Origin of the sequence: Pectobacterium peruviense, from assembly GCF_002847345.1 — a bacterium.
GTDB lineage: Bacteria > Pseudomonadota > Gammaproteobacteria > Enterobacterales > Enterobacteriaceae > Pectobacterium > Pectobacterium peruviense.
In genome coordinates this window covers 226644-245510 of the sequence record NZ_LXFV01000001.1, presented here as the reverse complement: position 1 = coordinate 245510, position 18867 = coordinate 226644, and the positions used below count along the sequence as shown (strand labels likewise).

Here is an 18867-nt window from a genome sequence, read left to right as displayed (position 1 = left end):
CATTACGATAAAAGATATAAACATTCCTTATAACAACGGCGCGGCATCAATAAGCCATTCACTGTCGTTTGAGAGAGAAAAACGGCATACAAAATGTATTTTTTTGATAACAGGAAAGTATTTATATTTATGTAACATACGATGTGAGTTCTGTTTTAAAAATGATGTTTTTTAACAAACTTACAAATTTGACTATTGCAGAAAAGAAAATAGCACTCTATTATCACACTACACGCCACCAATAATATTAATTTGAGATTATCACAATGAGCGAAGCACTAAAGATTCTTAACAACATCCGTACTCTGCGTGCCCAGGCAAGAGAATGTACCCTGGATACTTTGGAAGAAATGCTGGAAAAACTGGAAGTCGTGGTTAATGAACGCCGCGAAGAAGATACCCAGGTTCAGGCTGAAGTTGAAGAACGTGCGCGTAAATTGCAACAATACCGCGATATGCTGATTGCCGATGGTATTGACCCTAACGAATTATTGCAATCTTTAGGTTCAGTGAAAGTTGCAGGTAAAAGCAAACGCGCTGCCCGTCCGGCAAAATATCAATACATTGACGAGAACGGTGAAGCTAAAACCTGGACTGGTCAAGGTCGTACTCCAGCAGTAATCAAGAAAGCAATCGAAGAGCAAGGTAAATCGTTAGACGATTTCCTGCTGTAATTGTTTATAAGTACTGAATACTAAAAACCCCCGATACTTATCGGGGGTTTTTCTTTATAACGCATTGTGTAAAGAGAAAACAGATATGTCGCCGTTTTAGGCTACCCTCTGTTTTTGTAAACAGAGGGTAATTATTACATTCTGTTATTTTTCTTCTGCGTCAATCGTTTCCTGCAACCATTGCGCGAAGTCTTCGCCTAAACCATCATGACGTAAGCCATATTCTACGAATGCCTGCATATAGCCTAATTTGTTACCACAGTCATGGCTCACACCTTTCAGGTGATACGCTTCTACCGTTTCTTTTTCCATCAGCATCGCAATGGCATCTGTTAACTGAATTTCATTACCCGCGCCTGGCGGTGTTTTCTCCAGCAGAGACCAAATATCCGCAGAGAGGACATAACGACCAACAACGGCTAAATTAGATGGCGCTTCGGAAGCTTTCGGTTTTTCAACCACACCAACCATCGGTGCGCTATCCCCTGCTTTTAATTCCACGCCTTTGCAATCAACCACGCCGTAGCTACTTACATTCTCAACTGGTTCAACCATAATCTGGCTGTGACCTGTAGTAGAAAAACGCTGTAGCATTTCGCTCAGGTTATCTTTCTTCAGATCGGATTCATATTCATCAATAATCACATCAGGCAGAATAACCGCGACTGGCTCATCCCCAACTAGCGGATGCGCGCATAATACGGCATGGCCTAACCCTTTCGCCAATCCCTGACGGACTTGCATAATGGTGACGTGTTTAGGGCAGATGGATTGGACTTCTTCCAACAGCTGACGTTTAACACGCTTTTCCAGTATCGCTTCCAGCTCAAAACTGGTATCGAAATGGTTTTCGATGGAATTCTTAGAGGAGTGCGTAACCAGAATAATTTCAGTAATCCCTGCGGCGATACACTCATTAACGACATATTGGATCAGCGGTTTATCTACCAACGGCAGCATTTCTTTAGGAATGGCTTTGGTGGCAGGCAGCATACGCGTACCTAATCCAGCAACCGGTATGACCGCTTTTTTTACTTTTTTATTCACAATAGACATAAACAGCCTCTTATATACCGTTCAAATAATGAACTTTATTTATCTAATCAAGATAACCGGAAGAGTATAACGACTTTAACAAGGGTACGCTTGTCCCAACGTTGGGGTTCAATAAAAATAAGATAACTCCCTACAGAGTAGGAAATAAAAAATAGTACCGAAAGAGAAGTATTACGCGAAACCAGCGCCCGTCTCGTCTATCAGACTATTCTGTCGCCAACATGAGCCGTAAACGACCGCCGCCACCCCATATCTGACACTGCCACGCTTCGCACTGATAATTTAGCTGGTTGAGATAAGCGCCTTCAAGCGTTCCTAAAGGGATACCGCTATTCAATGCTATTTGCTGCTCGTTAACATTCAACGTCGCGTTTAACCCAGCAGAAATCAGTATCAGCTGTTTTAATTGCCGATGGTAATATCCCACAAGCAAAGGAAAACGACCGTCTAGGCTCGCCTGTCGCAGCAGCTGGTTTACCTGCTTTAATAACGTCGGCAGATACGGTAAACGATGTTGCTGATCGGCCAAATGCTCCTGAAGTAACCCATTAAACAACGTCCGAAGCAGCAACGCTGCCAACGTCCCATTATTATTGACGCCCTGAGTGACATCAAGGCAATAGAACGCTAGCTCTGTGTCCGACAGCGCGGCAATATCCAGCACCAGACCCGGTTGTTCCGCTGTCGTCAACTGACGATAATTAACACGGCAGCGTGCAAGCGTTTGCTGAACGGGCGGCTGCAACTGAGCGAGCAGTTTCGTTACCGCGTCAGGAGATTGATTTAAGGAATCCATATCCTGCATCAGTTGATCCATCTCATTCAACTGTGAGGTGAACATGTCAGGATAGAGGCAAGACATAACCGCCTCACGCAAACGCATGTAATCACGAATCGGTTTCAGCAATACATCCTGAACACCAAGGCGCAGGACTTTGGCGATGTCCGCCATCTGGCTGGTCGCAGAAATAACCAGTATTGGCGTATCGTTATCCTTCAAACGCAGACACTCAAGGAATTCAATACCTCCCATCGTCGGCATCTTCAGATCGCAAATTATTAAATCGGGTTGGTAATGTTCAAGAATACGTAGTGCATCTAATCCATTAACCGCCTCCTGAACTAAAGCGCCAAGAGAAGTCAGATAACCAGCGAGCACAGATCGAAAAACGGCCTCGTCATCAATGACTAAAATATGCTTACCCGCTAGTGGTTGTTCCATCAGTACCCCTTACTTCAAACACCGAATAATCACATCTGCTTTAGCGTCAATGCGCCGGATAGACGGCACACTATATCTTCTTAATACATGTCTTCTTCGCTACGTGTGCGCTCTGAACGACATGCATAGGTTCTTCACTATGCCTCTTTCGCTAGCGGCAGCAATTCATCACGCATTTTTTCCACCGCCTTATAGCCCGCATCAATCGCCTCCTGCGCCCGATGAAAATCTAACGTAGCAATCTGGGGACAATGCGGTTGCAGCAACACGTCGGGCGGATCGCCCGCCATCCTTGTCATCTTCAATCGGTTTTCAAGAATCTGGATCGATGTACTCATTATCTCCATCGCCGTTGGAGAATTTTCTGCTGGATGACGTCGCCCACGCAGTAACCGTTCCCGAATCCTGCTACGCCAATCTTGTGGAACATTCTCCGCATCAATGTCCGATGCCGTCGGTTTGATCGACAGCAAATCCTGATGATTAAGGCTCGCGTCGTGCTGGAGATCAACCGCAATTACGATGTCCGCCCCCATTGCCCGTGCCAAAGAAACGGGAACAGGGTTAACCACCGCACCATCCACCAGCCAATAATCGTTAAATCTAACGGGAGATAGCAGACCTGGCATACTGCAAGAGGCCCGCATTGCCTGATGTAAATCACCTTCTGTCAACCAGAGCTCACGCCCTGTACTCAGGTTTGTTGTCACTACGCCATATTTGATATCACAATCTTCGATCTTTGTTGTATGTAACAAATGCTTCACACTGTTAAAAACGCGATCGCCACGTAACAAACTGCCGCGCTGCCAGGAAAGATCCATCAGACGAATCACGTCCCAGTAGCCAAAACTTCTCACCCAGCGATCCATTGAAGATAAATTGTTTGTGGCATACGCCGCGCCAACCAGCGCGCCAATAGAACAACCAGCAACAATATCAACCTCGATCCCCATTTCAGTTAACGCATTAAATACGCCAATATGCGCCCATCCTTTCGCGGCCCCAGATCCCAAGGCTACGCCAATTTTCTTCCGCTGCATGATTGTTCCACCTGTTTTCATTTTAGCGCACATTGCTACACGTAGAGTTTCTTAGGTAACATATCGGCATCCTGCATAGGGATCTGTTTATTATCTATCAGTTTTTATCTTAAATTTTCTTCAGGAGACATCGTGTCTGAATCTTGCCCCTGCTGCAGTGGGTTGCAGTATAACGCATGCTGTCAACCCTACCTCACGCACGCCTCCATAGCCGCCGAGCCTGCCATATTAATGAGGTCGCGCTACACCGCCTACGTCAGGCACGATGTCGATTACCTTATCGCTACCTGGCATCCCGATCTCCAACCCGAGAAATGGCGCGAGTCTCTCACTGAAAGCTGCCAGAATTCACAGTGGCTTGGCCTCACTATACTGGCAACGTCTCTAGGGAAAACCCCCAATGAGGGGTATGTGGAATTTGCCGCGCGTTATATATCGGAAATCGACAGTCAGCGTACAGAAGTGATGCGAGAGCGCTCACGCTTCCTTCGCCAGCATAATCGCTGGTACTATATAGACGGAGTTCATTTGCAGACAGGCAGAAATGAATCTTGCCCGTGTGGTTCCGGCAAAAAATACAAAAAGTGTTGCGGACAATAGAACACAGGCAGTCGCCCACGCGGCCTTACCGCTGCGTTACCATAAGATCGTTATTTTAGCTTTTGGACAGGATCCACACACTCATGCAATCCCAAAATATACAAAGAAAAGTATTACGAACCATTTGCCCCGACGCAAAAGGGCTCATCGCGAAAATTACGAATATTTGTTATAAGCACGAACTGAACATCGTGCAAAACAATGAGTTTGTCGATCATCGCACTGGACGCTTTTTCATGCGGACCGAGTTGGAAGGGATTTTCAACGACACCACACTGTTAGCCGATTTGGATAGCGCACTTCCCGAAGGATCGTCTCGCGAATTAACCGCGGCAGGCCGTCGTCGCATCGTCGTTCTGGTAACGAAAGAAGCTCACTGTCTGGGCGATCTGTTGATGAAAAGCGCGTATGGCGGTCTGGATGTCGAAATCTCTGCCGTCATCGGCAACCACGATACCTTACAGACGCTGGTCGAGCGGTTTGATATCCCTTTCCATTTGGTTAGCCATGAAGGGCTGACTCGCGAAGAGCACGATCAACAGATGATCGCGCAGATCGATCAATACAAACCTGATTATGTTGTGCTAGCGAAATACATGCGGGTACTGACCCCGGCGTTTGTTCAGCACTATCCGAATCAGGTGATCAACATCCACCATTCGTTCTTACCCGCGTTTATCGGTGCTCGTCCATACCATCAAGCATACGAGCGCGGTGTGAAAATCATTGGCGCGACAGCTCACTACGTCAACGATAATCTGGATGAAGGCCCGATCATCATGCAAGACGTCATTCACGTCGACCATACGTACTCAGGCGACGACATGATGCGTGCAGGTCGCGACGTTGAGAAAAATGTCCTGAGCCGTGCACTGTACCGCGTGCTGGCGCAGCGTGTTTTTGTCTACGGGAACCGTACCATTATTCTGTAATTGGTTGATCGGACATCTTTTTGTATAAGGATGCGCCGAACGGAATAAAAAAACGGCAGACGCATTTATTTTTGATATATACCGCTTTACAGGGGCGTGGCATTTGATATGATGCGCCCCGCTTGAAGCGAAAGCTTCTTGCAGCAAGGCCAGTGGTGGGGTTCCCGAGCGGCCAAAGGGAGCAGACTGTAAATCTGCCGTCACAGACTTCGAAGGTTCGAATCCTTCCCCCACCACCATTTCAAGCAACACTTCTGAAGTACATCCCAACACTAAAGCAGTAAATTCCCGTAAAGGGAAGGTGAGAACCTTCGACTAAGGTTCGACAAAACCGGTACGGTTTTGAGCAACGCTTGGCGTTATTTTTCCCCCACCACCACTTGCACCAACAATCAGAATGATATTATGGAATGGGGGAAAAGATACCCTTACGCCTTCCCTTTCCAGCGTCCGGGAACATAAGAGAACACGGGAAGCTGCCATGACCAGCGAATTGCTGCCAATCGCACAGCCAGACCGATAGTGAATGACGCCAGTAGGTTAATATCGTGATTGATATTAAGCGATTTTAGCCCCAGATATAAAAGTGCGACGAGGAGCGAGACGCTGGCATACAGCTCTTTCTTCAACACCATTGGCGTACGGTTACAGAAAATATCACGCAATATGCCACCGAAAATCCCGGTCACAATCCCCGCCATGACGACTACTGTCATCGAATAATTCAACTTCAGCGCCACATTGCAACCAATAATGGTAAAAGCAATGAGCCCCATCGCATCCAGCACTAGAAACAAGCGATGCAAATGGTGCATAAAGCGCGCAATAATAATCGTGAAAAGACCCGCACCAATGGTGAGGTAAATATAGCCGGGATGCTGCGTCCAGCCGATGGGATAATTACCGAGAAGAATATCGCGAACGGTGCCACCGCCAAGCGCGGTGATAAAGGCAATCATGCCTACGCCAAAAATATCCATATTGCGACGCCCGGCGGCCAGCGCCCCGGACATCCCTTCAGCCGTAATCGCGATCAGATAGATGTAAGTCAGCACACAAGTTATCCTGTGAAATGTGCCACTCCCTCTGTCCGCTTTACCTGAGAGTTTACGCAGCAGAGCTGCTTGCCCCTTCGGTGGGTTGCATCGCAACCTCTCTCCAGTTGGCTTCAATGGAATTCGCAGTTAGGGTAGCCTGAGCGATTATGGGAGTTTGCGCCTTCGGCGGAGCGTTATACTTTATGCCAACATACATGCAGCTTGAAGTATGCTGGAGTACACGCCCTCTCTCCTGCGAGGTGCGGAGTATAACGGTCGATAAGCCTCGTGTTCAACTGAATATAAGTGAATCTTATTTTCAACGATTTTATCTGCCTCACCCGTCAGTAAAGCCATAGCAATAAGCCTATCAACTCAGTCCGAAAGCGCAGCCTCGCCGTGACGCCACGCGCCATTTTCTGCTACCATCTGGTCACATTTTTTAGCGAATGGCAGCGAACATGAAAGTTGTATCTTTTAATATCAATGGCCTGCGGGCGCGCCCTCATCAGTTGGCCGCCATTATCGAACAACACCAACCGGATGTGATCGGGTTGCAGGAAACGAAAGTCCACGACGACATGTTTCCGTTAGAGGATGTCAGCAAGTACGGCTACCACGTTTATTATCATGGACAGAAAGGTCACTACGGTGTTGCTCTGCTGTGTAAAGAAAAGCCTCTTGCAGTCCGTCGCGGTTTCCCAACGGATGAAGAGGATGCACAACGTCGGATCATCATGGCGGACTTCGCCACCGAGCATGGCACGCTTACAGTAGTAAACGGGTATTTTCCTCAAGGAGAAAGCCGCGACCATCCGATAAAATTCCCCGCTAAGACACGTTTCTATCAGGATCTGCAAACTTATCTGGAACAGCACCATAGTGCGACACAGCCGCTGATTGTGATGGGGGATGTGAATATCAGCCCTACCGATCTGGATATCGGCATAGGTGAAGATAACCGCAAGCGCTGGCTACGCACCGGCAAATGCTCCTTCTTACCGGAAGAACGTGAATGGATGGCGCGTTTACAAGGTTGGGGGCTCATCGACACCTTCCGAGCTGCCAATCCAGAGAACAACGATCGTTTCTCCTGGTTTGACTATCGCTCTTCTGGATTTGATGACAACCGCGGTCTGCGTATCGATCTCATTCTCGCCAGTACCTTCCTGGCTGAACGCTGTATCGCCACTGGTATTGATTACGCTATTCGTGGAATGGAGAAACCTTCCGACCATGCGCCAATCTGGGCGGAATTTACGCTTTAAAAAGAGTGAGTGGTAAAAATGACATCACCGCTGGGCATCAAAGCCACAGCGGTGATTAATACCAACAGTCGTGCCGAATGTAATATTTTCTTGATTCACGGTTACTACTTAATCAACTGCCATATCAGGTTATTCGTTCCCAGCGTTTGCTTGTCCCGCACGCATTGCAGAATCACCCCTTCGACCTTTACTACCGCACCTTCAGAATAATTACGGTTTTCATACACACAGCAGCGCAGACAACTATTGCTTTGCTCACGAACCGTCGTTCCGGCTCCCCACACTTCTGGTGGAACAGGAACGACAATATCCGTTCCGCCGCGATTAGCCTGCGCCAGTGTGGGCAGCACCAGCATCACACTGACGAAACACAAAGACACTAACGATTTCATTGATCCTGCTCCTTCGCTTTTTTAGCCTGAGGCTTGCGCCGTTTTGAGGCACCCGACGGCGGCGCAGAAAGCCCTTTGAACGCTCTAACCGCACCGTTTTGTTTCGCTTGCTGAATCAGATCCTGTAAGGAATTCGTCAGCGGTTGCATAAAATCCTGATAGCGACATTTTTTCTCGCTAATCTGCGTCAACGTGGCTTCCCAATGTGCGGTCATATCAGGATGCGCCGCACTCGCAGGCAACGAGTGAATTAATGCTCGCCCCGCTTCACTCGCGTGAATATAGCGCGCTTTTTTAAACAGAAATGTCCGCTTAAACAAGAGCTCGATGATACCTGCACGCGTCGCCTCCGTGCCTAAACCATCGGTCGCCCGCAGGATTTTCTTTAATTCTTTATCCTGCACAAAGCGTGCGATCCCCGTCATCGCTGATAACAGCGTCGCATCGGTAAAAGGTCGTGGCGGCTGAGTTTGACGCTCAACAACCTCACCGCGTTCACACAGTAATTCATCACCCTTTGCCACCACGGGCAACGGCATGCCTTCGTTCTCTTCATCTCGCTCTTTGCCGCCTAACAGCGTTCGCCAACCGGCTTCGGCCAGGAATCGTGCTTTGGCAATAAATTTACCGCCCGCAATATCCAATTCAATAACACATTTACGAAACACGGCGTCCGGGCAGAATTGCATGATGTACTGCCGCGCGACTAAACCATACACCTTGCGTTCATTCTCTGTCAGCGAAGCACTTGCACTGCGAGCAGTGGGAATAATCGCGTGGTGAGCATCAACCTTGCCATCGTCCCAGCAGCGGTTGCGCCGATCGATATCCATAACTGGCTGTGGCAAGAGGTCAGGCTGGTGCACGGCGATCGCATTCAAGACAGCATGACGTCCGGCAAAATGTTCTTCTGGCAGATAGCGACTGTCAGAACGTGGGTACGTGATCAGCTTATGGGTTTCATACAACTTCTGACACACGTCCAGCACCTGCTGCGCACTCAGCCCGAAACGCTTCGCGGCTTCAATCTGTAGCGTCGAGAGCGAATAAGGCAGCGGTGCCGTTTCCGATTCCCGCTTATCATTATAGCTGGTGACGAACGCAGGCTGACCTTCGATTCGTTTAACGACGTGATCCGCTAGAGAACGGTGCAGTAGGCGCCCTTCTTCATCCTGATAAGGCTCGCAGGATTCGCTGGGCTGCCAGATAGCAACAAAGCGTTCATCGGCTGGCGTCACGATGTGGGCTTTAACTTCAAAGTAATCTTTGGAAACGAAGTTTTCTATCTCTTCATCTCGTCGTACCACCAGCCCCAGCACCGGCGTTTGCACTCGGCCAACCGACAGCACGCCATCATAGCCAGCGTTGCGCCCTAATATCGTATAGGCTCGGGTCATGTTAATGCCGTAGAGCCAGTCGGCACGGGAACGCGCCAATGCCGAAACGCACAAAGGAATGAACTCTCTGTTCTCACGCAAGCGAGAAACGGCACGCTCTACTGCCTGTGGATTGAGATCGTTAATCAGGCAACGACGTACCTGCTGACGCTTCTCTTCCGGTAGGGAAAGATATTCCAGTACTTCATCAACCAGCAGCTGTCCTTCACGATCGGGGTCTCCCGCATGAATCACTTCGCTGGCATCATTCAGGAGTTTCTTTATCGCGTTCAACTGCTTGCTGACCGATGGTCTCGGTTGTAACAGCCATTTTTGAGGAATGATAGGTAGGTCGGCGAGAGACCAGCGGGCGTAGCGCGCATCATAAACATCTGGCTGCGCCTGCTCCAGCAGGTGCCCTACGCACCACGTCACGACATCATGCTGGCCGCAAGCAATAAAGCCATCGCCGCGTCGATGCGGTTTGGGTAACACGTCTGCAATCGCCCGCGCAAGACTGGGCTTTTCGGCAATAAAAAGTCGCATTATTCACCATCAAGCAGACTGGGCATTTCCCGCGCAACTCGCGGGAAAGCACGCTGTAAAACGGGTGGGAAATCGATATTATTCAAAAGACGGCGATCAGAAGTAGTGAACAAACGCGTCGGTATCAAGCGGCGTGACCGTGGTCGATGCTTTCAACTGTGGTGTCCCAAGATAGAGGAAACCGACAATTTCATCCTGTTCGCGGCAGTTGAATGCTTCACGCACCAGAGTATTGTGCGTCCAGGCACCGCTACGCCAGATGCCATTAAAGCCTTGCGCCAATGCCGCCATCTGCATCGCCTGAACCGCACAGCCTGCGGAGACAATTTGCTCCCAGAGCGGGACTTTCGGGCTATCTTCACAATGCGCGACAACGGTGATGATCAGCGGGGCGCGATAAGGAGCCTGACGTGCTTTATCTATACCTGCCTCGTCCAGCCCTTCTTGCTGTGCAGCACGGGTCAGTAATGTACTAAAACGATCCAGACCCTCATTTTCGATCATAAAAAAGCGCCACGGCTGCATCGCCCCATGATCCGGTGCACGCATACCGGCGTGGATAATGTTATTCAATGCGTCACCTGTCGGTGCTGGCGCGGTCAGGCGCGAGGCCGAACGACGATTCAATAGCAATTCAAGAGCATCCATCGCACATCTCCTGTCTGGCAATATAATTTCTGCGGCACAACCCATTTCTCAGGAAGAAACAGCGGTACGGCAACGTTGCGCGCCACGTTAGCACAAGTAGAAGTTTTGTTACAAGATAACCCCGACAGGGCGCGCTACCACGGTGATTTAATGCTGACTTTTTACTGTCCGCTCATTAGGATACTATCACTCCTTGTGCTTCACCACTTGCCAGAAGGCGAGTTGAAGGACGTAGGGCACACGCTGTTTACCCGTTCATGGAGATATCATGCGCACATTGTGGCGAATTTTTAGCGGATTTTTTAAGTGGACATGGCGTCTGCTTAATTTTATCAGAGAATTTATTCTCAATATTTTCCTTATCGCGCTGATTTTAGTTGGCGTTGGGATCTACTCACAGGTAAAAACGACGCCGGAAGAGGCCTCGAAGGGGGCTCTGCTGGTCGATCTGACGGGCGTGGTGGTTGATCAGCCGACCGTCAACAATAAGCTGCGTCAATTAGGGCGCGAATTCTTCGGCGCGTCGAATAATCGCCGCCAGGAAAACTCACTGTTTGATATCGTCGACACCATTCGGCAGGCAAAAGGCGACGACAATATTACCGGAATGGTGCTGGATCTCAGCGATTTTACCGGTGCCGATCAGCCGTCTCTGCAATATATTGGCAAGGCGCTGCGTGAATTTCGTGATAGTGGTAAACCCATTTATGCCGTTGGTGACAGCTACAACCAGTCTCAATACTATTTGGCCAGTTTTGCCAACACGGTGTCATTGACGCCACAAGGCAGTGTTGATCTGCACGGTTTCGCGACCAACAACCTCTACTTCAAATCCATGCTCGACAAGCTGAAAGTGACCACCAATGTCTTCCGTGTGGGAACCTATAAATCAGCCGTTGAACCGTATCTACGTGATGATATGTCGCCTGCTGCGCGTGATGCAGATGGCCGTTGGATCAACGCGCTGTGGCAGCAGTATTTAAATACGGTTTCCGCTAACCGTCAGATTACGCCTCAGCAGCTCTTCCCTGGTGCAACCAACATTATTGCGGGTTTGCAGGCCGTTCAGGGTGACACCGCACGCTATGCGCTGGATAACAAGCTGGTCGATGAAGTGGCATCACGTTCCGTGACTGAACAATCGCTGGTGAAAACGTTCGGCTGGAATAGCCAGAAGAACAACTTTAATTTCGTCAGCATTTACGACTATGTCGTCAAACCGCCTGTGCAAAATAACAACCAGATTGCGGTTGTCTTTGCCAATGGCGCCATCATTGACGGACCGGAAACGCCAGGAATGGTCGGTGGTGATACTACGGCTGCACAAATTCGTGCCGCACGCCTCGATCCTAAAGTGAAAGCGCTGGTACTGCGCGTCAATAGCCCTGGCGGTAGCGTCACGGCATCGGAACTGATTCGCTCAGAACTGATGGCACTCCGTCTGGCGGGTAAACCGATCGTGGTATCCATGGGCGGTATGGCGGCATCGGGCGGCTACTGGATATCAACGCCGGCGAACACGATCATCTCCAGCGCCAGTACGCTAACAGGATCTATCGGTATTTTTGGCGTGATTACCACGTTCGAAGATTCGCTGGAAAACCTTGGCGTCCACACGGATGGCGTTGCCACCTCACCGCTGGCCGATCTGTCGATTACTAAATCACTGCCGCCTGAATTCTCGCAGATGATGCAGTTGAGTATCGAACGTGGTTATAAGAACTTCATCGATATCGTGGCGCAGGCACGTAAGAAAACGCCAGAGCAAATCAATGAAATCGCGCAAGGACACGTCTGGGTCGGTAGCGATGCGAAAGAAAATGGTCTGGTCGATCAGATCGGTGATTTTGATGATGCCGTGAAGAAAGCCGCTGAACTGGCAAAACTGGGGCAATATCAATTGAACTGGTATGCCGAACAGCCGGGTCTGCTCGATACCATGTTGAATCAGGTGAACGCCTCTGTTTATGCCCTGCTGCCGGTTGCTGTTCAGTCCATGCTGCCAGCACCAGTCGCACAGTTGGCGGAAGTCGTGCGCTCACAGCCGTCCATCATGAATAACCTGAACGACCCGCAGAACCGATATGCATTTTGTCTCACCTGCGGAGAAGTCCGGTAGCGTTTACATAAGTCTCAAATAGCCCGGTAATAGTCATTGCTTATGATGATATTGTCGGGCTGTTTTTCCCTCTATACTTGATTTTTAATCCTGACTCACACCACCATGCAAAAGAAATCCATTTATGTCGCCTATACAGGCGGCACCATCGGTATGCAGCGTTCCGCCAATGGCTATGTGCCGGTATCCGGTCATTTACAGCAGCAACTGGCAAAAATGCCCGAATTCCACCGCGAAGAGATGCCGTCATTCACGATTAATGAATACGCACCGCTGATCGACTCATCCGACATGACGCCAGCAGATTGGCAATCCATCGCGGACGACATTCAAGCCCACTACGATGATTATGACGGCTTCGTGATTCTGCATGGCACTGACACGATGGCGTTCACCGCATCCGCGCTCTCATTCATGCTGGAAAATCTTGCCAAGCCAGTGATCGTGACAGGGTCACAAATTCCGTTAGCGGAATTGCGCTCAGACGGCCAGACAAACCTGCTAAACGCGCTATACGTTGCCGCTAATCATCCGATTAATGAAGTCGCCCTCTTCTTCAATAACAAACTGCTACGCGGCAACCGCACGACCAAAGCCCATGCAGATGGTTTTGATGCCTTTGCCTCCCCCAACTATCCACCGCTGCTGGAAGCCGGTATCCATATTCGTCGGTTGGCACCCACCGTAGAATGCAGCAACTGTCCACCGCTGAAAGTCCATCACATTACGCCGCAACCTATCGGAGTGATTACGATTTACCCCGGCATTTCTGCCGATGTCATCAGCAATTTTCTCCGTCAGCCCGTGAAGGCGCTGATTTTGCGTTCCTATGGCGTTGGCAACGCGCCGCAAAGCCCTGGGCTGCTGCACGAATTGCGTGAAGCCTCCGCACGCGGCATTGTAGTCGTTAATCTGACTCAGTGTATTTCCGGGCGTGTGAATATGGGCGGCTATGCGACAGGCAATGCGCTGGCGCATGCGGGGGTGATTAGTGGGTTTGACATGACCGTTGAGGCCGCGTTGACCAAACTACACTATTTATTGAGCCAACAAGATTTAAGCGCAGATGACATTCGCCAGTTGATGCAGCAAAATCTGCATGGGGAATTGAGCGATAAAGATTGAGTTAATCACGGAGTAGGTAATGAAAAAAGCATTGCTATTAGTTGATTTACAAAATGATTTTTGTCCCTATGGCGCATTGGCCGTTAACGAAGGCGACAGCGTCATTGAGGTTGCTAACCGTGCCATTGAAGCCTGCGTGGCCGCTGGCGTCGCGGTGATTGCCAGTCAGGATTGGCACCCGGCTAACCACGGCAGTTTTGCCGTGAATGCGAATACCAAGGTCGGAGAAATCGGTGAGTTAAACGGGTGGCCGCAGATCTGGTGGCCCGTTCACTGCGTGCAGGGAACCACCGGGGCTGATTTTCATCCCGCACTAAATCAATCGGCCATTCAGTGGATCGTACAAAAAGGAACCCAGCCGGAAATCGACAGCTATAGCGCTTTTTTCGATAACGGGCATCGGGTTAAAACCGAATTGGATGCGTGGCTACACGCCAATCACATCACCCATTTGACTATTCTGGGGCTGGCGACCGATTATTGCGTCAAGTTCAGCGTATTGGATGCGATTGCTCTGGGCTATCACACCGAAGTCTTGGTGGATGGCTGTCGTGGCGTTAATCTTTCGCCAAGCGACAGTGAATCCGCATTGCAAGAAATGGTGCAGCGTGGAGCTACGCTTACAGACATGTCGCGGTTTCTTACCACACTCTCGTCAGTCAGCTAGCGCCACTCACAGCCTAAAATGACGGCAGCCGTCGGGTTCAGGGTAACCTGTGAGCAGGCAGATGTAAGAGTCATTGAGTTTAAGAGCAACTAGGGTTTAAGCGTAACAATCGCATCAGAACCGTTAAACTGGCGCTTCAGTTCCTGCTTGCTCTTCATCACGATTTCACCATTAGTGCCAATCGTCATGTGCTCAGCCTGTTCGTTATGACGAGCCTGCCACATCATCACCATTTGCAGGCAGTTTTCTTTCTGTTCAGCCGTCAACGCGACACCGTCTGGCCATTTGCCCAGCTCTACCGCCGTGACTAACCGCTGATAAATCTCTGGCGTCATGACGTCGATCAGATCATTGAGTTCCATATCCGGTTTCTGCTCCGAGAAAGATCAGGTTTATTATTACTGGATTCCTGTATTGACAGCGATCTTTAGTAGCTGAATCGTTTAAAGCAAGATATCATCTAGCTTATAGTCATCGCACTTATCGCAGACAGATTACCCGTCAACGCGTTCGCCATCAACGTCGTCGATAAAGCTCAGCGAAGCAGAATTCACGCAGTAGCGTTCGCCAGTAGTTTTCGGGCCATCAGGGAAAACGTGCCCCAGATGCGCATCACACTGCCCGCAGCGGATCTCAATACGGCGCATGTTGTGTGACTCATCCTCCAGATAGCGAATCGCCTCTGAGGAGACGGGCTGGTCGAAGCTCGGCCAGCCACAGCCAGAATCATATTTGCTGTCGGAATAAAACAGCGGAGCCTGGCAGCACAGGCAGTGATAAGCACCTGTACGCTTGTTATGCAGCAATTTGCCTGAAAACGCAGGCTCGGTACCGCGTTGCTGGGTGACATAGCGCTGCATCTCTGTCATTTCAGTATTGTCGGATGGGGTATGCGAAGCAGAGTCGTTAGTCATGGAAGTCTCACAGCGGTGTTAGCTATTCAATTAATCATTGATTATAACAAAAAATTAACAACCTAACAGGCCGTTTTGGCCTAATATTATGAATGTTATTAGCACGAATATTTAATTGTGACACACGTCACATATCGGGATAACACAGGCTTTATATGATGCATTCCGCCCTCATATCAGTCTTAGATGTTACTTAGTTACAGGGTCGAGCGGTTTTCGCACAAAGTTTGGTCATAGGTTTGACTTACAGCAACTATTGACACGATTCCGCTTGACGCTCAGCAAGGTTTTTGTAATTTTACAACCAACCTTTTATTCACAAATTTTCTATTCACAAACCAATAGCTGGTGGAATATATGACTATCAAAGTAGGTATCAACGGTTTTGGCCGTATCGGCCGTATTGTTTTCCGCGCTGCACAAGAACGTTCTGACATCGAGATCGTTGCAATCAACGACCTGTTAGACGCTGAATACATGGCGTATATGCTGAAGTACGACTCTACTCATGGTCGTTTCAACGGCACCGTTGAAGTTAAAGATGGCCACCTGGTTGTTAACGGCAAAACCATTCGTGTTACCGCAGAGCGCGATCCTGCAAACCTGAAGTGGAACGAAGTCAACGTGGACGTTGTTGCTGAAGCAACTGGCCTGTTCCTGACTGACGACACTGCACGTAAACACATCGCTGCTGGTGCGAAGAAAGTCGTTCTGACTGGTCCATCTAAAGATGACACCCCAATGTTCGTTATGGGCGTAAACCACAAAACTTACGCTGGCCAAGAAATCGTTTCTAACGCTTCTTGCACCACTAACTGCTTGGCTCCACTGGCAAAAGTCATCAACGACAACTTCGGTATCGTTGAAGCACTGATGACCACCGTTCACGCAACGACTGCAACGCAGAAAACCGTTGATGGCCCGTCTCACAAAGACTGGCGCGGCGGCCGCGGCGCAGCACAGAACATCATCCCATCTTCTACCGGTGCAGCTAAAGCTGTAGGTAAAGTTATCCCTGAGCTGAACGGCAAACTGACTGGTATGGCGTTCCGCGTTCCTACCCCGAACGTTTCTGTTGTTGACCTGACTGCACGTCTGGAAAAACCAGCTTCTTACAAAGAAATCTGTGCAGCAATCAAAGCCGCTTCTGAAGGCGAGCTGAAAGGCGTTCTGGGTTACACCGAAGACGAAGTGGTTTCTACCGATTTCAACGGTGAAAAACTGACTTCCGTGTTTGATGCTAAAGCCGGTATCGCACTGAGCGATAACTTTGTGAAACTGGTTTCTTGGTACGATAACGAAACTGGTTACTCAAACAAGGTTCTGGATCTGATCGCTCACATTTCTAAATAAGCGTCAGCGATGATTCGGTGAAAAAAGGGCGACGTGATGTCGCCCTTTTTTATTGTTAATTGCAGATTTCTTTTTACAACGAAAAACAATCAAAAAAAGGCTCTATCATGCATAACACAATTTTCTCACTCCCCGTCACTAAGCAAATTAGCGCAACCCTCAGCCAGCGTCAGTTGGACCAATTACCCATCATCGTCGTTGATCATCCTGAAGTTCGCGCAGCAGTAGCACTACAAGGGGCGCACCTGCTCAGTTGGCAGCCGACAAACGAAGAGCCAGTGCTTTGGCTGAGCGACAATACACCGTTTACTCATCACGTTGCTATCCGTGGCGGTGTCCCTATCTGTTTCCCTTGGTTTGGGCCTTTCGCCGAGCCTAACCACGGTTTTGCCCGTCTGCTGCCGTGGGAATTTACCGCTCACAGCGAAGATGAGCACGGCGTACAGCTCACGTTCACGCTGCGCGATAACGAAGAAACGCGTAAGAGCTGGCCGCATGAATTCACACTCATCGCCCGCTTCAAGCTGGGCAAGGAGTGCGGTATTGAACTGGAAGCGCATGGCGATTACAGCATTACCAGCGCGCTGCACACCTATTTCAACATCGGCAACATCAGCGATATTCGCATTGCCGGTCTGGGTGAACCATTCATTGATAAGGTCGATCAAGGCAAGCTGGCAACGCAGCAAGGCGATCTGGTCTTTACCGATCGTACAGACCGTATCTATACCAAGCCGCAGGACACTAGCGTGGTGCATGATGCAGTACTGAAACGCGCCATTGAAGTCCACCATACACACCATAGCGATGTAGTGTCATGGAACCCCGGTGCAGAGCTTTCTCGTACGATTAGCGATATGCCGGATGAGGGATATAAAACGTTCGTGTGCGTGGAAACAGCGCGAATTAACCAACCGTTTGTAGCGTCCGACAACGCTCCGGCTCGTCTGACGACGGTTATCCGCATCAAGAAATAACCACTGCTATACCGTGTATGGCGACGCTGTTCGCCATACACTCTTCTTCTAAATCCTTTCGTCACACCACATCCAAATGTTGTTTACGCGTTGGCGGTGGAAACGCCTGATCTAGCTGCGTGAGATCCTCCGTAGACAACAACACGTTCAGCGCTTTCGCATTTTCCTGAACATGCTTTACAGCACTTGCTTTTGGAATCGCGATCACGCCCGGCTGACGGATGACCCATGCCAATAAAAGTTGAGCTGGCGTAATATTGTGTTCGTGCGCAATGCGATTCACCACTGGATGTGAGAATAATCCATCACGCAACCGCCCCGCCTGCGCCAGCGGGCAATACGCCATTACGGGAAGCTGCTGTTGCTGACACCACGGCAACAAATCAAACTCAATACCGCGTGATGCCACATGGTACAGCACCTGATTGGTCATGCAGCGCTGCCCGCCGCTTAGCGACCATAGCTCCTGCATATCTTCAAGATCGAGATTGGATACGCCCCACTGACCAATTTTACCAGCCTGCTGCAACCGTTCCATCGCTGCAATCGTATCAACTAGCGGGATACCGCCGCGCCAGTGCAGCAGATACAAATCAATATGCTCGGTTTTCAGTCGCTTCAGACTACGTTCACATGCCTGTATCGCTTTTTCGCCTCCCGCATTGTGCGGGTAGACTTTTGATACCAGATAAACGCTATCGCGACGGCCACGTATCGCTTCCCCGACAACATCTTCCGCCCTGCCTTCTGCGTACATTTCAGCGGTATCAATCAACGTTAATCCAAGGTCGATGCCCGCTTGCAGCGCGGTCACTTCCTGCGCTTTCATTCGGGCATCTTCGCCCATGTACCACGTTCCCTGCCCGATTGCCGGTACGCGGGTATCATCTGGAAAATGAATCGCTTTTGTCATGAATC

At 49.6% G+C, this 18867-nt stretch carries 19 protein-coding genes, 1 tRNA gene and 1 riboswitch; of the genes, 10 read left to right on the top strand and 10 right to left on the bottom strand.

Annotated features, from left to right (window positions below):
• Positions 1–266: 266 nt before the first annotated feature.
• The gene (gene hns, locus A0G03_RS01145) at positions 267–674 is read left to right on the top strand and encodes a histone-like nucleoid-structuring protein H-NS (RefSeq protein WP_048260190.1); all 408 of its coding nucleotides are present in this window, start codon (positions 267–269) and stop codon (positions 672–674) included.
• Positions 675–818: 144 nt separating this feature from the next.
• Here the strand turns inward: hns and galU are convergent, their stop codons facing one another.
• From galU to rssA, 3 genes are all read right to left on the bottom strand, one after another.
• On the bottom strand, positions 819–1730 hold the full coding sequence (gene galU, locus A0G03_RS01140; protein ID WP_048260193.1) for a UTP--glucose-1-phosphate uridylyltransferase GalU: 912 nt from the start codon (positions 1728–1730) through the stop codon (positions 819–821).
• 205 nt (positions 1731–1935) lie between these two features.
• Positions 1936–2952: a two-component system response regulator RssB gene (gene rssB / locus A0G03_RS01135; protein WP_048260194.1), complete on the bottom strand. Its 1017-nt coding sequence runs from the start codon at positions 2950–2952 to the stop codon at positions 1936–1938.
• Positions 2953–3089: 137 nt separating this feature from the next.
• On the bottom strand, positions 3090–3995 hold the full coding sequence (rssA, locus tag A0G03_RS01130; protein ID WP_048260196.1) for a patatin-like phospholipase RssA: 906 nt from the start codon (positions 3993–3995) through the stop codon (positions 3090–3092).
• 132 nt (positions 3996–4127) lie between these two features.
• Here rssA and A0G03_RS01125 point away from each other — a divergent pair, with 132 nt between their 5' ends.
• From A0G03_RS01125 to A0G03_RS01115, 3 genes are all read left to right on the top strand, one after another.
• Positions 4128–4595, top strand: coding sequence for a YchJ family protein (locus tag A0G03_RS01125; protein WP_072062030.1), 468 nt, complete (start codon positions 4128–4130; stop codon positions 4593–4595).
• An 83-nt stretch (positions 4596–4678) separates the two neighbouring features.
• Positions 4679–5527, top strand: coding sequence for a formyltetrahydrofolate deformylase (gene purU, locus A0G03_RS01120; protein ID WP_039291718.1), 849 nt, complete (start codon positions 4679–4681; stop codon positions 5525–5527).
• Positions 5528–5681: 154 nt separating this feature from the next.
• Positions 5682–5766 (top strand) — tRNA-Tyr (locus A0G03_RS01115).
• 189 nt (positions 5767–5955) lie between these two features.
• On the opposite strand, the gene A0G03_RS01110 is transcribed toward A0G03_RS01115, so the two are convergent.
• Positions 5956–6582, bottom strand: coding sequence for a trimeric intracellular cation channel family protein (locus A0G03_RS01110; RefSeq protein ID WP_011093891.1), 627 nt, complete (start codon positions 6580–6582; stop codon positions 5956–5958).
• 21 nt (positions 6583–6603) lie between these two features.
• A riboswitch (glycine riboswitch) is annotated at positions 6604–6699 on the bottom strand.
• Positions 6700–7025: 326 nt separating this feature from the next.
• On the opposite strand from A0G03_RS01110, the gene xthA reads away from it, so the two are divergent.
• Positions 7026–7832 (top strand): exodeoxyribonuclease III, encoded by an 807-nt coding sequence (gene xthA, locus A0G03_RS01105; protein WP_048260199.1) that lies wholly within the window; start codon positions 7026–7028, stop codon positions 7830–7832.
• A gap of 104 nt (positions 7833–7936) precedes the next feature.
• Here the strand turns inward: xthA and A0G03_RS01100 are convergent, their stop codons facing one another.
• From A0G03_RS01100 to A0G03_RS01090, 3 genes are all read right to left on the bottom strand, one after another.
• On the bottom strand, positions 7937–8224 hold the full coding sequence (locus A0G03_RS01100; protein WP_048260202.1) for a YnjH family protein: 288 nt from the start codon (positions 8222–8224) through the stop codon (positions 7937–7939).
• Entirely contained in the window at positions 8221–10146 is a 1926-nt protein-coding gene (locus tag A0G03_RS01095) for a DNA topoisomerase III (RefSeq protein WP_048260205.1), read from the bottom strand. The genes A0G03_RS01100 and A0G03_RS01095 overlap by 4 nt, the downstream gene beginning before the upstream one ends.
• 96 nt (positions 10147–10242) lie before the next feature.
• A complete protein-coding gene (locus A0G03_RS01090) occupies positions 10243–10794 on the bottom strand; it encodes an NAD(P)H nitroreductase (RefSeq protein ID WP_048260207.1) in 552 nt (183 codons plus the stop codon).
• A gap of 268 nt (positions 10795–11062) precedes the next feature.
• Between A0G03_RS01090 and sppA the strand changes: the two genes are divergently transcribed.
• From sppA to pncA, 3 genes are all read left to right on the top strand, one after another.
• On the top strand, positions 11063–12913 hold the full coding sequence (gene sppA / locus A0G03_RS01085) for a signal peptide peptidase SppA (protein ID WP_048260211.1): 1851 nt from the start codon (positions 11063–11065) through the stop codon (positions 12911–12913).
• A 105-nt stretch (positions 12914–13018) separates the two neighbouring features.
• Complete coding sequence (gene ansA / locus A0G03_RS01080) at positions 13019–14038, top strand: asparaginase (protein WP_048260214.1); 1020 nt, start codon at positions 13019–13021, stop codon at positions 14036–14038.
• Between the two features lie 19 nt (positions 14039–14057).
• Positions 14058–14705, top strand: coding sequence for a bifunctional nicotinamidase/pyrazinamidase (gene pncA, locus A0G03_RS01075; protein ID WP_048260218.1), 648 nt, complete (start codon positions 14058–14060; stop codon positions 14703–14705).
• An 89-nt stretch (positions 14706–14794) separates the two neighbouring features.
• Here the strand turns inward: pncA and A0G03_RS01070 are convergent, their stop codons facing one another.
• Positions 14795–15067, bottom strand: coding sequence for a YeaC family protein (locus A0G03_RS01070; protein WP_048260221.1), 273 nt, complete (start codon positions 15065–15067; stop codon positions 14795–14797).
• Positions 15068–15199: 132 nt separating this feature from the next.
• Positions 15200–15619 (bottom strand): peptide-methionine (R)-S-oxide reductase MsrB, encoded by a 420-nt coding sequence (gene msrB, locus A0G03_RS01065; protein ID WP_048260223.1) that lies wholly within the window; start codon positions 15617–15619, stop codon positions 15200–15202.
• A gap of 357 nt (positions 15620–15976) precedes the next feature.
• Between msrB and gapA the strand changes: the two genes are divergently transcribed.
• Entirely contained in the window at positions 15977–16972 is a 996-nt protein-coding gene (gene gapA / locus A0G03_RS01060) for a glyceraldehyde-3-phosphate dehydrogenase (protein WP_048260224.1), read from the top strand.
• Positions 16973–17079: 107 nt separating this feature from the next.
• Complete coding sequence (locus tag A0G03_RS01055) at positions 17080–17949, top strand: D-hexose-6-phosphate mutarotase (RefSeq protein ID WP_011093902.1); 870 nt, start codon at positions 17080–17082, stop codon at positions 17947–17949.
• 61 nt (positions 17950–18010) lie between these two features.
• Here the strand turns inward: A0G03_RS01055 and A0G03_RS01050 are convergent, their stop codons facing one another.
• Positions 18011–18862 carry an aldo/keto reductase gene (locus tag A0G03_RS01050; protein WP_048260227.1) on the bottom strand — a complete coding sequence of 284 codons (852 nt, stop codon included), beginning with the start codon at positions 18860–18862 and terminating at the stop codon, positions 18011–18013.
• Positions 18863–18867: the final 5 nt, after the last annotated feature.

Coding starts and splice junctions, on each gene's coding strand:
- hns (WP_048260190.1), top strand. CDS start 267: ATGAGCGAAGCACTAAAGATTCTTAACAACATCCGTACTCTGCGTGCC.
- galU (WP_048260193.1), bottom strand. CDS start 1,730: ATGTCTATTGTGAATAAAAAAGTAAAAAAAGCGGTCATACCGGTTGCT.
- rssB (WP_048260194.1), bottom strand. CDS start 2,952: ATGGAACAACCACTAGCGGGTAAGCATATTTTAGTCATTGATGACGAG.
- rssA (WP_048260196.1), bottom strand. CDS start 3,995: ATGCAGCGGAAGAAAATTGGCGTAGCCTTGGGATCTGGGGCCGCGAAA.
- purU (WP_039291718.1), top strand. CDS start 4,679: ATGCAATCCCAAAATATACAAAGAAAAGTATTACGAACCATTTGCCCC.
- xthA (WP_048260199.1), top strand. CDS start 7,026: ATGAAAGTTGTATCTTTTAATATCAATGGCCTGCGGGCGCGCCCTCAT.
- A0G03_RS01100 (WP_048260202.1), bottom strand. CDS start 8,224: ATGAAATCGTTAGTGTCTTTGTGTTTCGTCAGTGTGATGCTGGTGCTG.
- A0G03_RS01095 (WP_048260205.1), bottom strand. CDS start 10,146: ATGCGACTTTTTATTGCCGAAAAGCCCAGTCTTGCGCGGGCGATTGCA.
- A0G03_RS01090 (WP_048260207.1), bottom strand. CDS start 10,794: ATGGATGCTCTTGAATTGCTATTGAATCGTCGTTCGGCCTCGCGCCTG.
- sppA (WP_048260211.1), top strand. CDS start 11,063: ATGCGCACATTGTGGCGAATTTTTAGCGGATTTTTTAAGTGGACATGG.
- ansA (WP_048260214.1), top strand. CDS start 13,019: ATGCAAAAGAAATCCATTTATGTCGCCTATACAGGCGGCACCATCGGT.
- pncA (WP_048260218.1), top strand. CDS start 14,058: ATGAAAAAAGCATTGCTATTAGTTGATTTACAAAATGATTTTTGTCCC.
- A0G03_RS01070 (WP_048260221.1), bottom strand. CDS start 15,067: ATGGAACTCAATGATCTGATCGACGTCATGACGCCAGAGATTTATCAG.
- msrB (WP_048260223.1), bottom strand. CDS start 15,619: ATGACTAACGACTCTGCTTCGCATACCCCATCCGACAATACTGAAATG.
- gapA (WP_048260224.1), top strand. CDS start 15,977: ATGACTATCAAAGTAGGTATCAACGGTTTTGGCCGTATCGGCCGTATT.
- A0G03_RS01055 (WP_011093902.1), top strand. CDS start 17,080: ATGCATAACACAATTTTCTCACTCCCCGTCACTAAGCAAATTAGCGCA.
- A0G03_RS01050 (WP_048260227.1), bottom strand. CDS start 18,862: ATGACAAAAGCGATTCATTTTCCAGATGATACCCGCGTACCGGCAATC.